Origin of the sequence: Selenomonas ruminantium AC2024 (assembly GCF_000687995.1) — a bacterium.
In the GTDB taxonomy this organism is placed as follows: domain Bacteria; phylum Bacillota; class Negativicutes; order Selenomonadales; family Selenomonadaceae; genus Selenomonas_A; species Selenomonas_A ruminantium_B.
Genome location: NZ_JIAC01000001.1, coordinates 1,357,575 through 1,376,909 on the forward strand (window position 1 = coordinate 1,357,575; position 19,335 = coordinate 1,376,909).

General features: G+C 51.9%; 15 protein-coding genes and 2 rRNA genes. All 17 read left to right on the forward strand.

Translation table 11 applies throughout. From position 1 onward, the window contains the following. Positions 1-222: 222 nt before the first annotated feature. The 17 genes from P157_RS0106320 (at position 223) to truA (ending at position 19,319) form a co-directional block, all read left to right on the forward strand. Positions 223-804 (forward strand): YSC84-related protein, encoded by a 582-nt coding sequence (locus P157_RS0106320; protein ID WP_026760256.1) that lies wholly within the window; start codon positions 223-225, stop codon positions 802-804. Positions 805-1,058: 254 nt separating this feature from the next. Further along, a complete protein-coding gene (gene cysW, locus P157_RS0106325) occupies positions 1,059-1,946 on the forward strand; it encodes a sulfate ABC transporter permease subunit CysW (RefSeq protein WP_037368177.1) in 888 nt (295 codons plus the stop codon). After that, a complete protein-coding gene (locus P157_RS0106330) occupies positions 1,936-3,009 on the forward strand; it encodes an ABC transporter ATP-binding protein (protein ID WP_026760258.1) in 1,074 nt (357 codons plus the stop codon). Before cysW ends, P157_RS0106330 begins: the two co-directional genes overlap by 11 nt. 16 nt (positions 3,010-3,025) lie before the next feature. Further along, the gene (locus P157_RS0106335; protein ID WP_026760259.1) at positions 3,026-4,702 is read left to right on the forward strand and encodes an adenylyl-sulfate reductase subunit alpha; all 1,677 of its coding nucleotides are present in this window, start codon (positions 3,026-3,028) and stop codon (positions 4,700-4,702) included. After that, positions 4,699-4,776 (forward strand): 4Fe-4S binding protein, encoded by a 78-nt coding sequence (locus P157_RS15735; protein WP_230578498.1) that lies wholly within the window; start codon positions 4,699-4,701, stop codon positions 4,774-4,776. Before P157_RS0106335 ends, P157_RS15735 begins: the two co-directional genes overlap by 4 nt. Before the next feature lie 30 nt (positions 4,777-4,806). Beyond that, positions 4,807-5,010, forward strand: coding sequence for a 4Fe-4S dicluster domain-containing protein (locus P157_RS14030; protein WP_230578453.1), 204 nt, complete (start codon positions 4,807-4,809; stop codon positions 5,008-5,010). Between the two features lie 17 nt (positions 5,011-5,027). Then, positions 5,028-5,849: a sulfate adenylyltransferase subunit CysD gene (gene cysD / locus P157_RS0106345; protein WP_026760260.1), complete on the forward strand. Its 822-nt coding sequence runs from the start codon at positions 5,028-5,030 to the stop codon at positions 5,847-5,849. Next, a complete protein-coding gene (locus tag P157_RS0106350; protein WP_026760261.1) occupies positions 5,849-7,273 on the forward strand; it encodes a sulfate adenylyltransferase subunit 1 in 1,425 nt (474 codons plus the stop codon). The genes cysD and P157_RS0106350 overlap by 1 nt, the downstream gene beginning before the upstream one ends. Before the next feature lie 37 nt (positions 7,274-7,310). Further along, positions 7,311-8,174, forward strand: a complete 864-nt coding sequence (locus P157_RS0106355; RefSeq protein WP_026760262.1) for a 4Fe-4S binding protein — start codon at positions 7,311-7,313, stop codon at positions 8,172-8,174. 185 nt (positions 8,175-8,359) lie between these two features. Continuing rightward, positions 8,360-9,643, forward strand: a complete 1,284-nt coding sequence (locus tag P157_RS0106360; RefSeq protein ID WP_026760263.1) for an O-acetylhomoserine aminocarboxypropyltransferase/cysteine synthase family protein — start codon at positions 8,360-8,362, stop codon at positions 9,641-9,643. A gap of 20 nt (positions 9,644-9,663) precedes the next feature. Beyond that, positions 9,664-10,596 (forward strand): cysteine synthase A, encoded by a 933-nt coding sequence (gene cysK, locus P157_RS0106365; protein ID WP_026760264.1) that lies wholly within the window; start codon positions 9,664-9,666, stop codon positions 10,594-10,596. Positions 10,597-11,063: 467 nt separating this feature from the next. Beyond that, positions 11,064-12,624 (forward strand): 16S ribosomal RNA (locus P157_RS14035). A 255-nt stretch (positions 12,625-12,879) separates the two neighbouring features. Beyond that, positions 12,880-15,796, forward strand: a 23S ribosomal RNA gene (locus P157_RS0106375). Together the 16S and 23S rRNA genes form the textbook arrangement of a ribosomal RNA operon. Positions 15,797-16,060: 264 nt before the next feature. After that, complete coding sequence (locus P157_RS0106380) at positions 16,061-16,903, forward strand: energy-coupling factor transporter ATPase (RefSeq protein ID WP_026760265.1); 843 nt, start codon at positions 16,061-16,063, stop codon at positions 16,901-16,903. Next, positions 16,893-17,759, forward strand: coding sequence for an energy-coupling factor transporter ATPase (locus tag P157_RS0106385; RefSeq protein WP_026760266.1), 867 nt, complete (start codon positions 16,893-16,895; stop codon positions 17,757-17,759). The genes P157_RS0106380 and P157_RS0106385 overlap by 11 nt, the downstream gene beginning before the upstream one ends. Further along, positions 17,749-18,546 (forward strand): energy-coupling factor transporter transmembrane component T family protein, encoded by a 798-nt coding sequence (locus P157_RS0106390; RefSeq protein ID WP_026760267.1) that lies wholly within the window; start codon positions 17,749-17,751, stop codon positions 18,544-18,546. Before P157_RS0106385 ends, P157_RS0106390 begins: the two co-directional genes overlap by 11 nt. Beyond that, entirely contained in the window at positions 18,543-19,319 is a 777-nt protein-coding gene (gene truA / locus P157_RS0106395; protein ID WP_026760268.1) for a tRNA pseudouridine(38-40) synthase TruA, read from the forward strand. Before P157_RS0106390 ends, truA begins: the two co-directional genes overlap by 4 nt. Positions 19,320-19,335 lie beyond the last annotated feature (16 nt).

Sequence of the window (19,335 nt, forward strand, 5' to 3'; positions counted from 1 at the left end):
TTTTTCTTTTTGGAGCCAGCCTTCGGCGGTGCGCTCCGGTCAAAAAGCAAGCACCTGCGCCAAGATAAGTTTGTAGTCCTTCCCTATAGTTAGAGGTTAACGGTAGCAGTAAGTTTTCCTGTCGTTTTTCTGACGGACTGGTGGCAGGATTTATTTGTTTGGGTGGCGAATTTTTAGGGCAAATCGATTTGGGAAAATATGATTAATGAGGAGGCGTATGTGATGAAAAAAATGTTTACCTTGCTGATGGCAGCGTTGTTGGTCTGCCTGATGACGGCTACTTCGTTTGCGGCGACCAGTCAGGAGAAAATCGACAAGGAGCGGGCGGAAATTGATAATCTGTCGGTAAAGGCGCTGCATAATCTTTATGAAAAAGTTCCTTCTGCCGAAAATGTCATCAATAATTGCTACGCTTATGCGACTTTGAGCAATACGGGCATGAAGCTTGGTTTGTTCGGCGATGCACATGGCAGAGGCCTGGCGGCTAACAATACCACAGGCGAAAAAGTCTACATGCGGATGAAGGAATTGGGACTGGGGATTGGTCTCGGAATAAAAGAGTATGATTTGATTTTTGTCATCGGCACGGAACAGGCCTGGAAAGCATTTATCTCCGGGGATATCAAATTTGCCAGCTCGGCAGATGCTTCAGCCAGTGACGGACAGGCAGGTGGTGCGGTAGAAGGGGCCTCGATTGCTGCCAATGGCATCTGGGTGTACCAGATGACGAAAAAGGGCCTGTCTCTAGATGCTTCCATCAAGGGAACAAAGATTTATGCCGATAAGAAATTGAATAAGCGGTGAGCGGAAAATTTATTTGGCAAATTCTCCTTACACCTATTGACATAATAGGTGTAATAATGTAACATAAAGTCATCGCCAAAGAGCGGCGACGATAAAAAGTGTAAATCGGGTTGAACTGACCAAAAAAATTGGAGGTTCTGCAGATTGCCTGTACGGGTGATTTGCGGAGCCTCTTTTTGTTATGCTGACTGGGGGGAGCGCTATGAGCATGTGGAATAAATGGGAGTTGTTGGCAGAGTCAGGAGGTGTGGCTGATGGAGTTGGTCAGCAAATTAGCAAGTGTTAAAGCAAAAGAAAAACTTGCAAAGGGAGCCTGGCAGGAAACGTTAATCAAGTGGTCGTTGATTTTGTTGGGGGCGGCGTTCTTGGTCGTGATGATGGTTCTGCCTTTGGTACTGATTGGTGTGGAGGCTTTGGCCAAAGGCTGGGCAGCTTATATGCGGGCTATCAGCGAACCCTTTGCCCAGAAGGCTTTATGGCTGACGGCGGAAGCCACAATTCTTGCGGTATTGTCCAATACCGTGTTTGGGCTGGCGGCGGCGTGGCTGCTCACGAAGTTTGATTTCAAAGGCAAGAGTTTATTAGGCGCCATTATTGATTTGCCCTTTGCGGTATCGCCGGTGGTGGCGGGCTTGTTCTTTATCATGTTGTTTGGCAGGTTAAGTCCGTTTTATGATACCTTGCAGGCCTATCAGGTGGCGGTGGTGTTTGCGGTGCCGGGGATTGTGCTAGCGACTATCTTTGTGACTTTGCCGTTTATCGCCCGCAGCATTGTGCCGGTGATGGAGGCGCAGGGGCGGCAGGAGGAAGAAGCGGCGGCGCTTATGGGGGCCAGCGGCTGGCGGATTTTTTGGCAGATTACCCTGCCCAATATCAAATGGGGCCTGCTTTACGGCATTATCCTTTGCAGCGCCCGCGCGATGGGCGAGTTTGGGGCCGTTTCGGTGGTGTCTGGTCATATCCGGGGCAAGACCAATACCCTGCCGCTGCATATTGAGATTCTCTACAATGAATATAATTTTACGGCGGCGTTTGCTGTGGCCTCGATTCTAGTGATTCTGGCCGTGGTGGTGCTTATCTTACGCAATTTGGTGGAATGGCGGCTGACGAGAGCGGAAAGGACTGGTGAACATGAGTTATGAAGTAGAACTGAAACATATCGAAAAATATTTTGGCAGTTTCAAAGCGGCAGATGATGCAAGCTTTGGTGTGGAAAAAGGACAGCTGGCCGGGCTCCTGGGGCCTTCCGGCAGTGGCAAGACCACGCTCCTGCGGATGCTGGCGGGGTTAGAACAGCCGGATAAGGGCGATATTTGGATTGCCGGGCGGCGGGTCAATAAGATTCCGGCGCGGGAGCGGGGCATTGGCTTTGTGTTTCAGAATTATGCGCTGTTCCGCCATATGACGGTGCGGGATAATCTCGCCTTTGGCCTGCGAGTGCAGAAGGTGGATGGTCACACCATCAAGGTGCGAACGGATGAACTCTTGGAGCTTACGGGGCTTACAGCAGTCGCCAAGCGTTATCCGCAGCAGCTTTCCGGCGGTCAGCGGCAACGGGTGGCCTTTGCTCGGGCGCTGGCACCCAATCCCAAGGTCTTGCTGCTCGATGAGCCCTTTGCGGCCATTGATGCCAAGGTGCGCAAGGAACTCAGAAGCTGGCTGCGGGAGGCGATTCATAGCCTGGGCATTACGAGTTTGTTTGTGACCCATGACCAGGACGAGGCTGTGGAGGTGGCGGATAAAATCATCATCGTCAACAAGGGACGCATTGAGCAGGCGGGCAGTCCTGTGGAAATCTATCAGTCACCGCAATCGCCGTTTGTGGCGGATTTTATCGGCGAATCCGTGAAGGTGGAGGACTATACGCGCTTTAAGGGCTTTGGGGGCGAGCAGAGTCAGGCTGGAAATCATCAGGGTATTATTCGTCCGGAGTTTATCGAACTGGCCAAGGATGAGCGGGAGATTTCCCTGCCGCTAGGCGCCGAGCAGGGGGTGGTGAAGGCCACCTACTTCCGAGGCAGCAATATGGCGGTGGACATTGAGGTTCGCGGACAGATTTTGCGGGCGGCGCGTAGTCTCGAAAAGGAACCCTTGCAGGTTGGGGATAAGGCGCTGGCCTTTATTCATCGGATTTACAGTTTGGAGGCTGGGCAGACGCGGATTATCGAAAACCGCGCCAAGCGGCAGGAGTCCGTAGTGATTTGATAAGGCAGATGAGGATATGAATGTACGAGAAGAACAGGCGGATATTTTGCTTATCGGCGGCGGGGCGGCGGGCTGCTATGCGGCGCTTACGCTGGGCGAAAAACACCCGGAATTAAATGTCCTGCTGGTGGATAAGGCAAATATCAAGCGCAGTGGGTGCCTTGCGGCAGGAGTCAATGCACTGAACGCCTATATCACGCCGGGGCATACGCCGCAGGATTATGTGGATTATGCCAAGGAAGATGCGGCAGGCATTGTGCGGGAGGACTTGCTCCTGACCATGAGTGAAGGGCTCAATGAAGTAACCGAGAAACTCGAAAAACTGGGGCTGGTGCTCCAGAAAAATCCCGATGGCTCTTATGCCGCGCGGGGCTGGCGCAATATCAAGATAAATGGGGAAAATATCAAGCCGCTGCTTGCCAAGGCCGTACTTGACTTGTCAAATGTCAAAGTCAGAAATCATGTCAATATCGTGGATTATCTTGTAATTGGTGGTCAGGTGTGCGGGGCCTGGGGGATTGACTTAAAGCAGGAAGAAATCGTACTCTTTACCGCCAAGGCGGTAATCTGTGCTACGGGCGGGGCGGCAGGGCTTTACCAGCCCAATCATCCCGGAACTTCCCGCCATAAGATGTGGTACAGTCCCTTTAACACCGGCGCAGGCTATGCCATGGGCCTGCGGGCAGGGGCGGAAATGACCACGTTCGAGATGCGTTTTATCGCCCTCCGGTGCAAGGGGACAATCGCGCCAACCGGTACGATTGCGCAGGGCGTGGGCGCGCCGCAGATCAACTCCCGTGGGGAAAAGTATCAGGGAAAATATGGCAATACCACGGCCCAGCGCCTTTGGGCGGTGGTCAAGGAAAATCTGTCCGGCAATGGCCCTTGCTATCTGGCTACGCATGGTATCAGCGCGGAGCAGGCGGCGGCTTTGGAGCGTGCCTATCTCAATATGGCGCCCGCGCAAACGCTCTTTTGGCGGGAAAGCGGCCTAAGCCCGCAGGAGTTCGATGTGGAAATCGAAGGTTCCGAGCCTTATGTGGTCGGTGGTCATACCGCCAGCGGCTATTGGATTGGCGCTGACCGGTCAACGACCCTGCCGGGGCTCTTTGCGGCGGGGGATGTGGCAGGCGGCTGTCCGCAAAAGTATGTGACGGGGGCTTTTGTCGAAGGGGAGATAGCCGCCGAATCTGCGGCAAAATACGCGGTCAAGGCTGCAACAAAAATGGATTTGACTGGCATAAAAGATACGATTATCAGGCAGGTACAGCATTTTAGCGGCACAACTGCAGACAGTCCCTATACGACCGAAAGTCTCGAAGAAGCCATGCAGCAGGCTATGGATGAATATGCCGGCGGCATTAAGACGCATTATGGTTATAGCGAAAGTTCCTTAAAGATTGCCGCCAAGCATATCGAGCGGCTGCAAAGTCTTAGCGACAGCCTGCGGGCGTCAGATGCCTATGGGCTATTAAAAATTTTTGAACTGCGGGAACGGCTGCTCGTCTGTCAGGCTCTTTTGGCGCATCTAGCGGCACGCAAGGAAACCCGTTGGCCGGGCTTTGCCGAGCATTTGGATTATCCGGAGACGCGCGACGAGTTCAAGGTATTTATCAATTCGCGATTAGAAGATGGGCAGATTCAGATTATCCGCCGTCCGTTAGCAGTGAATGCAGAGGAGGCGGCCGGATGAGTATTGCCATTGAAAAAGACAAATGCGTAGGCTGTGGCCAGTGCACCGAGGTATGTCCGGGAAATCTTCTGTAGCTGCGTGAGGGAAAAGCCGCTATCCGTGAGGTGCGGGACTGCTGGGGCTGCACCGCCTGCGTCAAGGAATGTCCGCGCAAGGCCATTTACTATTATCTGGCGGCAGATTTGGGCGGCCACGGCGGGCGGCTCTATGCAGAGAACAATGAACAAGAAATCAAATGGCAGATGCAGTGGCCGGACGGCAGCCAGGAGGAAATCGTCACGGCGAAGCAGGAAGCCAATCAATATTAAATAAACGGGGGAGCGTTATGTCACAAGCAATCGAAACAGCAGATAAATTAGACAAGCTGGAAGCAGAAAGCATTTATATTTTACGGGAAGCCTACAAGAAATTGGGCAAGCTGGGGATGTTATGGTCCATCGGCAAGGATTCGACGGTCCTTCTCTGGCTGGCGAAAAAGGCCTTTTATGGTCATTGCCCCTTTCCGTTTATCCATGTCGATACCAAGCATAAGATTCCGGAAATGATTGCCTATCGTGACCGGGTGGCCAAGGAACTGAACTTGGATTTGATTGTCCATACCAATCAGGCGGCTATCGATGCCGGTATGGGACCGGACAAAGGGCGGCTGGCCTGCTGTCAGGCACTAAAGACCGAGGGGCTCAAGCAGGTGGTCAAGGAATACGGCTTTGATGGGCTGATTGTGGGCGTGCGCCGCGATGAGGAAGGTTCCCGCTCCAAGGAACGCGTGTTCAGTGAGCGCAAGGAGGACGATGCCTGGGACTATGCCAACCAGCTGCCGGAGCTTTGGGACCAGTTCAAGACGGATTTTCCGAAAGGCCATCATATCCGCGTCCATCCATTGCTGGCCTGGAATGAATTGGATATTTGGGAGTACATCCGCCGGGAAAATATTCCCATCATTGATTTGTATTTTGCCAAGAACGGCAAGCGCTACCGCTCGTTAGGCTGCGCCTGCTGCACGGGGCAGATTGAGTCGGAGGCGGACACGCTGGATAAAATCATCGAGGAATTAAAACATACGACCACCAGCGAGCGGGCCGGGCGCAAGCAGGACCAGGAGGATTCCTATGCGATGCAGAAACTGCGGAAAGAGGGGTATATGTAATGGGGAAAGCATTAGAACAAAAAGAAGCAGGGCTGAATATCGTCGTGGTGGGTCATGTGGACCACGGTAAATCCACAGTCATTGGCCGCCTGCTCTACGATACAGGTTCTCTGCCGCAGGGAGCCATTGACAAGGTCGAAAAAATCGCACACGATACGGGCAAGCCCTTTGAATACGCCTATCTGTTGGATGCCTTTGAGGAAGAACAGCAGCAGGGCATTACGATTGACACCACGCGCATTCAGTTCTCTACCGCTAAGCGTGACTATGTGATTATTGATGCACCGGGCCATAAGGAATTTTTGAAGAACATGATTTCCGGCGCGGCAGGTGCCGAAGCGGCGCTCCTGATTGTCGATGGTAAACAGGGCGTGCAGGAACAGAGCCGCCGCCATGCCTATATGCTGAGTCTGTTGGGCATCAAAAAGGTTTATGTGCTGGTCAATAAGATGGATTTGGCAGGCTATGCGGAAATCGCTTTCGTTAAAATCAAACATGATATGGGGGCGTTCCTGGCGGAACTAGGGATTTATCCGCTCAAGTATATTCCCGTATCCGGCCTGCAAGGAGATAATATCGCCAGCAAGTCGGTGCATATGCCGTGGTATCAGGGCGAGCCATTGTTGGAGGCTTTAGATTTGTTGGAAGGTGAACAGGCGGCGGTTGACCGCGCTCTGCGCCTGCCGATTCAGGATGTGTATAAATTCGATTCCCGCCGCATAATCGCCGGACGGATTGAAGCAGGGCAGTTGGCTGTGGGCGATGAAATCGCCATCTATCCCGGCGGCCGCAAGACCAAGGTAGTGGCCTTTCCCTATTGGCAGGCAAAAGACCAGCGCACACAGGCTTTTGCCGGTGCGTCCACAGGCATACAGGTGGCCGATGAATTCTTCAATCAGCGGGGCGAAATCATCACGCGGGCGGGCGATACGCCGCCGCTTACGGGCAAACGCCTGCGTGTGTCCCTGTTTTGGCTCGGCAAAAAGCCTTTGCAGCTCAATCGTCGTTATAAGCTAAAACTCGGCACGCAGGAAGTGGAAGCGCAGGTGGAAAGCATTGAAAAACTTATTGACGCGTCAAGCCTTGACCAGCGCGCGGCGGATACCGTCAAGGAAATCCGCCTCAATGATGTGGCAGAGGTGATTTTGAAACTCAAAGAAGAAATCGCTTTTGACCGCTTTCAGGACTATCAGGCAACAGGCCGCTTTGTGCTGGTGGATGGCTATGATGTAGCAGGCGGCGGCATTGTGCTGGCGGCGGAAAAAGAAGCGCCTGGCGAATTCTCCCAGAAGGCAATGCGCTATATCATGAACCATTTGCCGCAGAATGGCGAACTTATCGTCGTGGTCAAAGATGGCGAAATCGTGCGCCTTGAACGCACTGAACGGGAAGTTTTCAGCGGCATAGACGGCGAAGGGATTTAAGGGTATACTTAAAGAAAAAAATAGGAGAGCTGATACTATGGCATACGATTACAAGGAGCTCAAATCCCATGGCTTTATGCAGCAGAAACAGCCCGGCTGTTTTTCTATGCGCCTGAAAAGCGTGGGCGGCAAGTTCACTGCTGCCCAGCTGCAGACCGTGCAGGAAGTAGCGGAAAAATTTGGCGAAGGCTATGTGCATCTGACTTCCCGTCAGGGCATTGAGATTCCCTTTATCAAGGAGCAGGATATCGATGAAGTTAAAAAAGCCTTGGCAGCGGGCGGCCTTGCCACAGGTTTTTGCGGCGCACAGGTGCGTACGATTACGGCCTGTCAGGGCAATGCCGTCTGCCGTTCGGGCCTTATCGATACCGCAAGGCTAGCAGAGGAATTTGCGGAGCGCTATGCAGGCAAAATGCTGCCGCATAAATTCAAGGTGGGCTTTACGGGCTGCCATAACAACTGCCTGAAGACCGAGGAAAACGATATCGGCATCAAAGGCGGCGTAAAGCCCGTGTGGCAGAAGGATAAGTGCAAGCTCTGCGGTGCCTGCGTTAAAATCTGCCCGCGGGGCGCGCTGACTTTAGACAGGGAAAAGGGCAAAATCCTTTGGGACAGAAAGAAATGCTATTTCTGTGGCAAATGCACCAAGGGCTGCAAATTCGAGGCATTTGAGAAAAAGTCCGGCTTTGTCGTGTCCTTTGGCGGGCTCTACGGCAACCGCATTGCCATCGGCAAGAAGATTGTGCCGCTGATTTACGGTGAGGATAAACTGCGCAAGGCCCTCGATGCCGCGCTGGATTACTTTGAACAGCACGCCAACAAAGGTGAACGCTTCCGCAATATGCTCGACCGGATTGGCTGGGAGGAGTTTACGCAGATAATCCGCGAGAGCCAAAAATAATTTTTTGAAAAACTATTGACATAATAGGTGTAACACTGTAATATATAGACATGCCAAAAACATTTGGCATACAACCTAAAAAGAGAAAAGAACTGACCAAAAAAATTGGAGGTTCCAGAAGCAAGACCCTTGGCATGAAGGGAGCTTTTGGAACCTCTTTTTGATGATGAAAGGGGATTTTATTTATGAGCCAGTACAAATTTGAAACCTTGCAGTTACATGTTGGACAGGAACAGCCGGACCCAGCATCGGATGCGCGTGCAGTACCCATTTATCAGACTACTTCCTATGTATTCCGCAACAGCCAGCATGCTGCTGACCGTTTTGGCCTGGCTGATGCCGGCAACATCTATGGCCGTCTGACCAACTCCACGCAGGATGTGTTTGAAAAACGCATCGCTGCTTTGGAAGGCGGCACGGCAGCTCTGGCCGTTGCTTCTGGTGCTGCAGCCATCACTTACACGATTCAGGCTTTGGCAGCAAATGGCGGTCATATCGTTGCGCAGAAGACGATTTACGGCGGCACGTACAATCTGCTGGCGCATACGTTAACGGAGTTTGGTGTGGAAGCTACCTTCGTCGATGCTCATGACCTTGCCGAAGTGGAAGGCGCCATCAAGGAAAATACGAGAGCCATCTATCTCGAAACGCTCGGCAATCCGAACAGCGACATTCCCGATATTGACGCCATTGCGGAAATTGCCCATAAGCATGGTCTGCCGCTCGTCATCGACAACACCTTTGGTACGCCGTATCTGATTCGTCCACTGGAACATGGTGCGGATATCGTGGTTCACTCGGCGACGAAATTCATCGGCGGTCATGGCACGACATTGGGGGGCGTGATTGTCGATGGCGGCAGCTTTGACTGGAAGGCCAGTGGCAAGTATCCGGGCATTGCTGACCCGAACCCCAGCTATCATGGCGTATCCTTTGCCGATGTGGCTGGCCCGGCTGCCTTTGTAACCTACGTAAGAGCCATCCTACTGCGCGACTTGGGCGGTGCGATTTCTCCGTTCAATGCCTTCCTGCTCTTGCAGGGCGTGGAAACCCTTTCCCTGCGTCTGGAACGCCATGCCGAGAACACGAAGAAAGTGGTGGAATTTCTGAGCAAGCATCCGCAGGTGGCTAAGGTTAACCATCCGTCCCTGCCGGATCATCCGGACCATGCACTCTACGAAAAGTATTTCCCGAACGGTGGTGCATCCATCTTTACGTTCGAAATCAAGGGTGGCAAAGAAGCGGCTTGGAAGTTTATCGACAATCTGGAAATCTTCTCCCTGCTTGCCAACGTGGCTGATGTCAAGAGCCTTGTCATTCATCCGGCATCCACGACGCATTCCCAGCTGACGGACGAGGAACTGGCTGACCAGGGCATTTCCCAGAGCACCATCCGTCTGTCCATCGGTACGGAACATATTGATGATATTATTGCAGACCTCGAAAAAGGTTTTGCAGCTGCCAAATAACGACAAGGAGGTATTTTGTCATGGCAAAGATTTACAACAGTGTAACTGAGCTTATCGGCAATACGCCGCTCTTAAAAGCAAATAATTTCATTGAAGCAAATGACCTGCAGGCCAATATTCTGGTCAAGCTGGAATATCTGAATCCTGCCGGCAGTGTCAAAGACCGCATTGCCAAAGCCATGATTGAGCAGGCGGAAAAAGAAGGCAAAATCACCAAAGACACGGTGATTATCGAGCCGACCAGCGGCAATACGGGCATTGGGCTGGCCAGCTTTGCCGCAGCCCGTGGCTACAAGGCTGTTTTGACCATGCCGGAAACCATGAGCGTGGAGCGCCGCAATCTCTTGAAGGCCTATGGTGCACAGATTGTGCTGACCGATGGTGCCAAGGGCATGAAGGGCGCCATTGCCAAGGCCGAAGAACTGGCAAAAGAGACGCCGAATGCGTTCATTCCCTCTCAGTTTACGAATCAGGCAAATCCGGCTATTCACGAAGCAACGACCGGACCGGAAATCTGGCAGGATGCGGATGGCAAAGTCGATGCCTTTATCGCTGGTGTAGGCACGGGCGGCACGCTTACGGGCGTAGGTCGTTATCTCAAAAAGCAGAATGCAGCTGTGCATGTCGTGGCCGTCGAGCCGGAAAGTTCGCCGGTACTCAGTCAAGGCACAGCTGGCCCGCACAAGATTCAGGGCATTGGTGCAGGTTTTGTGCCGGAAACACTCGATACCAAGGTCTACGATGAAGTCCTGCCCATCAGCAACGAAGATGCCTTCAAATATGGCCGTCAGTTTGCCCATAGCGAAGGCGTGCTGGTCGGTATCTCCGCCGGTGCAGCACTAGCGGCAGCCGTTCAGCTGGCCAAGCGTCCGGAATTTGCGGGTAAGAACATCGTGGCTTTGCTGCCCGATACGGGGGACCGCTATCTTTCCACAGAACTCTTTAATGACTAAAGCAAAGATATTGAAAATCGCTGGCTCGTTCCAGCGATTTTTAATTTATAACAAGAAATTTATTTTTTTAAGAAAAAGTGTTGACAGACAGGACTGACTCGTGTAATATAATACAAGTCGCCAGGAGCGAGAGCAAGAAACACAGTTCAGCAAGCCTTGACTGGCAAGGGATTGTAAGTGATTGCTTTCGAGTTTTGACAAAAAAGAAAATTTCAAAAAAGTTCTTGACAAGTCAAATCCGATGCGATAAGATAAATGAGTCGCTTGAAGCGACAGGCACTTCGAAAGAAGCGCTAAACAAGATTGTTCTTTGAAAACTAAACAATGCAAATAATCATGCAACATGATTAAAGCCAGATGTTTGAGAAGTGAAAACTTCTTATTAAAACATCGATTGGTATGAACAACATAGCAATCGGCAATTTCTTTAATAGATAATTGAGAGCTTGATTAAGTTCTTCATAAATTTTATGGAGAGTTTGATCCTGGCTCAGGACGAACGCTGGCGGCGTGCTTAACACATGCAAGTCGAACGAGACGATTTTAAGCTTGCTTAGATGAGTCGAGTGGCAAACGGGTGAGTAACGCGTAGACAACCTGCCGCAAAGATGGGGACAACAGTCCGAAAGGACTGCTAATACCGAATGTTGTCAGTTTCTCACATGAGAGACTGATTAAAGATGGCCTCTACTTGTAAGCTATCGCTTTGCGATGGGTCTGCGTCTGATTAGCTAGTTGGTGGGGTAACGGCCTACCAAGGCGACGATCAGTAGCCGGTCTGAGAGGATGAACGGCCACATTGGAACTGAGACACGGTCCAGACTCCTACGGGAGGCAGCAGTGGGGAATCTTCCGCAATGGGCGAAAGCCTGACGGAGCAACGCCGCGTGAGTGAAGAAGGGTTTCGGCTCGTAAAGCTCTGTTGACGGGGACGAACGTGCGAGATGCGAATAGTTTCTTGCAATGACGGTACCCGTCGAGGAAGCCACGGCTAACTACGTGCCAGCAGCCGCGGTAATACGTAGGTGGCGAGCGTTGTCCGGAATTATTGGGCGTAAAGGGAGCGCAGGCGGGAAGGCAAGTCAGTCTTAAAAGTGCGGGGCTCAACCCCGTGATGGGATTGAAACTGTCTTTCTTGAGTGCAGGAGAGGAAAGCGGAATTCCTAGTGTAGCGGTGAAATGCGTAGATATTAGGAGGAACACCAGTGGCGAAGGCGGCTTTCTGGACTGTAACTGACGCTGAGGCTCGAAAGCGTGGGGAGCGAACAGGATTAGATACCCTGGTAGTCCACGCCGTAAACGATGAATGCTAGGTGTAGGAGGTATCGACCCCTTCTGTGCCGGAGTTAACGCAATAAGCATTCCGCCTGGGGAGTACGGTCGCAAGACTGAAACTCAAAGGAATTGACGGGGGCCCGCACAAGCGGTGGAGTATGTGGTTTAATTCGACGCAACGCGAAGAACCTTACCAGGGCTTGACATTGATGGAAAGCACTAGAGATAGTGCCCTCTCTTCGGAGACCAGAAAACAGGTGGTGCATGGCTGTCGTCAGCTCGTGTCGTGAGATGTTGGGTTAAGTCCCGCAACGAGCGCAACCCCTATCATTTGTTGCCAGCACGTAAAGGTGGGAACTCAAATGAGACTGCCGCGGACAACGCGGAGGAAGGCGGGGATGACGTCAAGTCATCATGCCCCTTATGTCCTGGGCTACACACGTACTACAATGGGATGGACAGAGAGCAGCGACCCCGCGAGGGCAAGCGAACCCCATAAACCATCTCCCAGTTCGGATTGCAGGCTGCAACCCGCCTGCATGAAGTCGGAATCGCTAGTAATCGCTGGTCAGCATACAGCGGTGAATACGTTCCCGGGCCTTGTACACACCGCCCGTCACACCACGGAAGTCATTCACACCCGAAGCCGGTGGGTAAACCGCAAGGATATAGCCGTCTAAGGTGGGGGCGATGACTGGGGTGAAGTCGTAACAAGGTAGCCGTATCGGAAGGTGCGGCTGGATCACCTCCTTTCTAAGGATTTAATATCTTAGGTCGGAGCATCTGCTTTGCTAGAGATAGCGTTTGCATTGTCTAGTTTTGAGAGAATAATCTCTCAATATGTACACTGAAAACTACACAGAAGAAATTAAAATGTATCAATTTTAACCAACGGTCTACACGACAGTGTAAACAGAGGTTGAACGAACATTTTAGGATTCAAAAAGCATAGACATCACAAACATGTGATACCTTATAGCGAAAGTGCCCCTAGTGGGTACAAACGAAAGTTAAGCTACCAAGGGCATATGGTGGATGCCTAGGCGTTTCGAGCCGATGAAGGACGCGATAAGCTGCGAAAAGTCATGGGGAGCCGCAAGTAGGCTGTGAGCCATGAATATCCGAATGGGGCAACCCGGTACGAGTTATGTCGTATCACCTAGTTTCTAGGAGGCACACCCGGTGAACTGAAACATCTAAGTAACCGGAGGAAAAGTAATCAAAAGAGATTCCCTCAGTAGCGGCGAGCGAACAGGGAAGAGCCCAAACCGGACGTCTTCGGACGACCGGGGTTGAGGACCGGCATCAAGCGGAAAGTTCCTAGCTGAAGCTTCTGGGAAGGAGCGGCACAGAAGGTGAAACCCCCGTAAGCGAAAGGAAAACAAGCGGGCCGGTATCCAGAGTACCACGAGACACGTGAAACCTTGTGGGAAGCAGGGTGGACCACCATCCAAGGCAAAATACTACGAAACGACCGATAGCGCATAGTACCGTGAGGGAAAGGTGAAAAGAACCCCGGGAGGGGAGTGAAATAGAACCTGAAACCGTATGTCTACAAGCAGTCGAAGCACTTTATATGTGCGACGGCGTGCCTATTGAAGAATGAACCGGCGAGTTAATTTATGTAGCGAGGTTAAGTGGAAGACACGGAGCCGAAGCGAAAGCGAGTCTTAATAGGGCGAAAGTTACATGGATTAGACCCGAAACCACAGTGATCTATGCATGGCCAGGTTGAAGCTCAGGTAAAAATGAGTGGAGGACCGAACCCGTGAGTGTTGAAAAACTTTGGGATGAGCTGTGCATAGGGGTGAAATGCCAATCGAACGTGGAGATAGCTGGTTCTCCCCGAAATAGCTTTAGGGCTAGCCTCAGGCGACACATAAAGACGGTAGAGCACTGATCGGACGCGGGTCTGTAATGGATACCAACTCCAGTCAAACTGCGAATGGCTTTATGAGAAGAACCTGGGAGTCAGAATGCGAGTGATAAGACCCGTATTCAAGAGGGAAACAGCCCAGACCGCCGACTAAGGTCCCCAATGCTGTACTAAGTGGAAAAGGATGTAGGACTTCCTAAACAACCAGGATGTTGGCTCAGAAGCAGCCACCATTTAAAGAGTGCGTAATAGCTCACTGGTCGAGAGGCCCTGCGCCGAAAATATCCGGGGCTCAAGTACAGAACCGAAGTCGCGGCATGCGCAAGCATGGGTAGGGGAGCGTTCCATAGGCGTTGAAGGTTGACCGGAAGGACAGCTGGAGCGTATGGAAGTGAGAATGCCGGTATGAGTAGCGAAACGGCCAGTGAGAATCTGGCCCACCGAAAGCCTAAGGGATCCTGGGCAACGCTCGTCGTCCCAGGGTAAGTCGGGACCTAAGCCGAGGCAGCAAGCGTAGGCGATGGACAACAGGCGAAAATTCCTGTACTGCATGAAGTTGTTTGAGGATGGAGTGACGCAGCAAGGAGTCTGAGCTGGCGATTGGAAATGCCAGTCGAAGGCGGTAGGCTGGTGAGGAGGCAAATCCCCTCACTGTAAGGCTGAGAACCGATAGATAGATAAATCCTTCGGGATGCATCAAATTCAGACGTACTACACTGCCAAGAAAAGCTTCTAACGAGACGACATGTACCCGTACCAAAACCGACACAGGTAGGCGGGGAGAGAATCCTAAGGTGCGCGGGAAAACCCTCGTTAAGGAACTCGGCAAAATGCATCCGTAACTTCGGGAGAAGGATGGCCGGAGCTGGTGAACTCTGTACAGAGGAAGCTGGAGCCGGCGACAGAAGAGAAGCCCAAGCGACTGTTTACCACAAACACAGGTGCCTGCTAAAGAGAAATCTGACGTATAGGTGCTGACACCTGCCCGGTGCTGGAAGGTTAAGAGGACGGGTTAGCCGCAAGGTGAAGCTCGGAATTGAAGCCCCAGTAAACGGCGGCCGTAACTATAACGGTCCTAAGGTAGCGAAATTCCTTGTCGGGTAAGTTCCGACCCGCACGAAAGGTGTAACGACTTGGGCACTGTCTCAACGAGGGACCCGGTGAAATTGAAATACCTGTGAAGATGCAGGTTACCCGCGACTGGACAGAAAGACCCCATGGAGCTTTACTGCAGCCTGTCATTGATTTTTGGCATGTAACGTACAGGATAGCTGGGAGACGGAGAGTATAGGCCGCCAGGTCTATAGGAGTCAATGTTGGGATACCAGCCTTTGCGTGTTAGGAATCTAACCCTGAGAGTAACGAACTCGGGGACAGTGGCAGGCGGACAGTTTGACTGGGGCGGTCGCCTCCGAAAGAGTAACGGAGGCGTCCAAAGGTTCCCTCAGCGCGGACAGAAATCGCGCGAAGAGTATAAAGGCAGAAGGGAGCTTGACTGCGAGACAGACACGTCGAGCAGGTACGAAAGTAGGGCTTAGTGATCCGGTGGAATGAGAGTGGAATTGCCATCGCTCAACGGATAAAAGCTACCCTGGGGATAACAGGCTAATCTCTCCCAAGAGTCCATATCGACGGGGAGGTTTGGCACCTCGATGTCGGCTCATCACATCCTGGGGCTGAAGCAGGTCCCAAGGGTTGGGCTGTTCGCCCATTAAAGTGGTACGTGAGCTGGGTTCAGAACGTCGTGAGACAGTTCGGTCCATATCCATCGCGGGCGTAAGATACATGAGGGAAGCTGCTCCTAGTACGAGAGGACCGGAGTGGACGGACCGCCGGTGTACCAGTTGTTTCGCCAGAAGCATAGCTGGGTAGCTGCGTCCGGAAGGGATAAACGCTGAAAGCATCTAAGCGTGAAGCCTGTCCCGAGATGAAGTATCTCATGGAGTAATCCAGTAAGATTCCTTGAAGAAGACAAGGTAGATAGGTTGGGAGTGGAAGTGCCGTAAGGCATGTAGCGGACCAATACTAATAAATCGAGGGCTTAACTTTTGCTGACCTGTCCAAGAATTCGAGCGAAAGCGAGAAATGATTGGGAAACAGGTCGCATGCGAAAACGTCCCAAGAATCAAGCCTGAAAGGCGCAGATGATTGGATGACGTTGACCGCCAAGAGCTAAAATGTTCGACATGAAAATTTCTTCTGTATAGTTTTGAGTGTATAATATGTAAACTCCCCTAAGTCAGTTCTATGACGAAGGGGAGTTTTGTTGTATAATAAGCTTTGTGTTGTGATTCTAGTGAAAGAGGAAGTCTAATGGCATTTATAGAGGTAAACAATCTGACACATATATACAGTCAGGGCACAGAGCAGGAATTTTGCGCTTTGCGGGATGTGAGTTTTAAGATCGAGCAGGGAGAGTTTGTGGCGATTTTGGGAGCCAATGGTTCCGGTAAGTCCACCCTTGCCCGACATTTGAATGGACTTTTGCTGCCGACGGAGGGCAGATGCCAGATTCAAAATTTGGACACGCGCAATCCGCAGGATGTTTGGCAGATTCGCCGTCAGGTCGGCATGGTGTTTCAGAATCCGGACAATCAGCTGATTGCCGGCGTGGTGGAAGATGATGTGGCCTTCGGCCCGGAGAATCTGGGCATGGAACCGGCCAAAATCCGCCAGCAGGTAACGGATTCGTTAAAAGCTGTAGGCATGGAGAATTTTCGAAAGTTTGCGCCGCATTTACTGTCTGGCGGTCAAAAGCAGCGGGTAGCTATCGCCGGGGCGTTAGCTATGAATACCAACTGCCTGATACTTGACGAAGCTACAGCGATGCTCGACCCGCAGGGGCGCAAGGAAGTGATGGCCACAGTGGAACGATTGCACCAAGAGCGCGAGCTGACCCTTATCGTTATCACGCATTTTATGGATGAGGCGGCCAAGGCTGACCGGGTACTGGTCATGGAGAAAGGTCAGCTGGTGCAAAGCGGCAAACCGCAGGAGATTTTTGCCGATGCACCCCGCATGCATAAACTGGGACTGGCGGTGCCTTTGGCTGTGGAACTGGCCTGGCAGCTGCGTCAGGGCGGGTTGCAACTTCCTCATGATATTTTAAGTGCTGATGATTTGATTGCTGCGCTGGAGGCCCGTTATGTCCATTGAGTTAAAAAATGTTACCTATATCTATATGCCCAAAACTCCTTATGAACGCATTGCTTTAGATGCTGTTTCTCTGGTTATTGAGCAGGGAAGTTTTACGGCCATTGCCGGGCACACAGGCTCGGGAAAGTCCACTTTGGTACAACACTTAAATGGACTGCTCAGGCCTGCTGATGGTGAAGTGCTGGTGGATGGCGTAAAACTGCATGGGAAGAACAAGGAAGACAAGGTCAAAGCATGGCATGCCCGTCAGCAGGTGGGCATGGTGTTTCAGTATGCGGAGACGCAGCTCTTTGAGGAAACCATCGAAAAAGATATTGCCTTTGGTCCGCAGAATCAGGGCCTTAGTGAAGAAGAAACAAAAGAGCGTGTTAAGGAAGCCATGGAACTGGTGGGCTTATCCTACGAGAAGTGTAAAGATGTGTCTCCGTTTGCGTTAAGCGGCGGGCAGATGCGCCGGGTAGCTATCGCCGGTGTCCTGGCCATGCATCCCAAGTATCTTGTGCTGGATGAACCGGCAGCGGGACTTGACCCGCGGGGGCGGGAAGAACTGATGGCTACCATTCAGAAACTGCACCACAAATGGAAGCTGACCATCGTCTTTGTGTCCCATAGCATGGAAGACATTGCGCGGCTGGCTGATAGAATGGTGGTTATGCAGGCCGGGCATCTGCGTGCTGTTGGAACGCCGGCAGAAATTTTTGCCGATGCCCAGCTTTTGCAGGAGACTGGTTTGGAACCGCCGCAGATGATGCAGATTATGCAAAAGCTCCAAGCTGCCGGTCTGCCTGTGAACGAACATGCGTTGACGCCGGAGGCAGGCCTGCAATCGCTTAGGGAGGTATTCCATGTTAAATAATATTATGATTGGTCAGTATTTTCCTGGCGATTCTTTTTTGCATAGAATGGATGCCCGCGTGAAGATATGTCTGCTGCTGGTTCTGCTCATTGAAGTCTTTGTCTTTACCAGCGCACCTGTTTATATTGGCATGAGTGTTGTAACTCTTTTGCTGATTATGATTTCCCATGTCCCTGTGCGCATGGTACTGCGTTCGCTAAAGCCCTTGTGGTGGATTATTCTCTTTACCTTTGTGCTGCATCTGTTCAGCCATCCGGGGCGGGAAATTTACCGCATTTGGCAGTTTGTTATCACGCAGGAAGGTGTGGAGCAGGGCGCGTTAATTAGTGTGCGGTTAATGCTCTTAATCATACTTAGCACGTTGCTGACCTTTACGACCAGTCCGCTCAAATTGACGGATGCGCTGGAGAGCCTATTGTCACCGTTCAAGCGTCTGGGGCTACCGGCGCATGAGCTCGCGATGATGATGACCATTGCTCTGCGGTTTATTCCGACGCTTATCAGTGAGACAGATAAAATCATGAAGGCGCAGCAGTCGCGTGGTGCCGATTTTGTTACGGGCAGTATCTTGTCGCGGCTAAAAAATATGGTGCCGATTTTGGTGCCGCTCTTTTTGTCGGCGTTTCGCCGGGCAGATGATTTGGCGCTGGCCATGGAAGCGCGTTGTTACCGCGGGGGCGAAGGCCGTACCCGCATGAAGGAAATGAAGCTGGCAAGGCTGGATTATGTGGCGATTGCCATTTTTTCTCTGGTCAGCGTGGGATTAGGAGTTAGCTACACCTTATGAAGAGTGAACACAAAGAAGAAATGAAGGCCCGAAAACGGAATATTGCGCTGAAGGTGGCTTATGATGGCACGGCGTATCATGGTTTCCAACGGCAGAGTCCGCCAGTGGTCGCGGTGCAGAATGTGCTGGAAAAGAAGCTGGCCATTATCTTTGGTGATACCATTGAACTGGCAGCTTCGGGGCGCACCGATGCAGGGGTTCATGCCTATGGGCAGGTGGTCAATTTCTTTACCAATGGCAGTATTCCCATCGACAGAGTGCCTATGGCGGTCAACAGTTTGCTGCCGGATGATATTGTGGTCAAGGAGGCCTGGGAGGCTGACGAGGACTTCAGTGCCCGTCATAGTGCCAAGGCCAAGACCTATATCTATCGGATACAGCAGGGCACAACGCCCAACCCGTTGACGGCCCGCTATGCTTGGTATGAACGGCGCAAACTTGACATGTCAAAAATGCAGGCGGCGCTCGATTTAATCAAGGGTACGCATGATTTCAGCGCCTTTCGGGCTGCAGGGGGCGCGCCCATGAGTCCGGTGCGCACCATCTATGAGGCCAAGGTCGAGGAAAGGCCGGGCGATATGCTCGAATTTACCATTTATGGCAATGGCTTTCTCTATCATATGGTACGCAATATCATTGGCACGGTGGCAAACGTAGGCTTAGGGCGCATCAGTGTGGAGCGATTTGCGGAGATTATGGCAAGCCTTGACCGTCATCAGGCCAGTGCGACTGCCCCTGCCTGCGGGCTATATTTGTACAGTGTTGAGTATTGATTAAGTGCATTTCGTA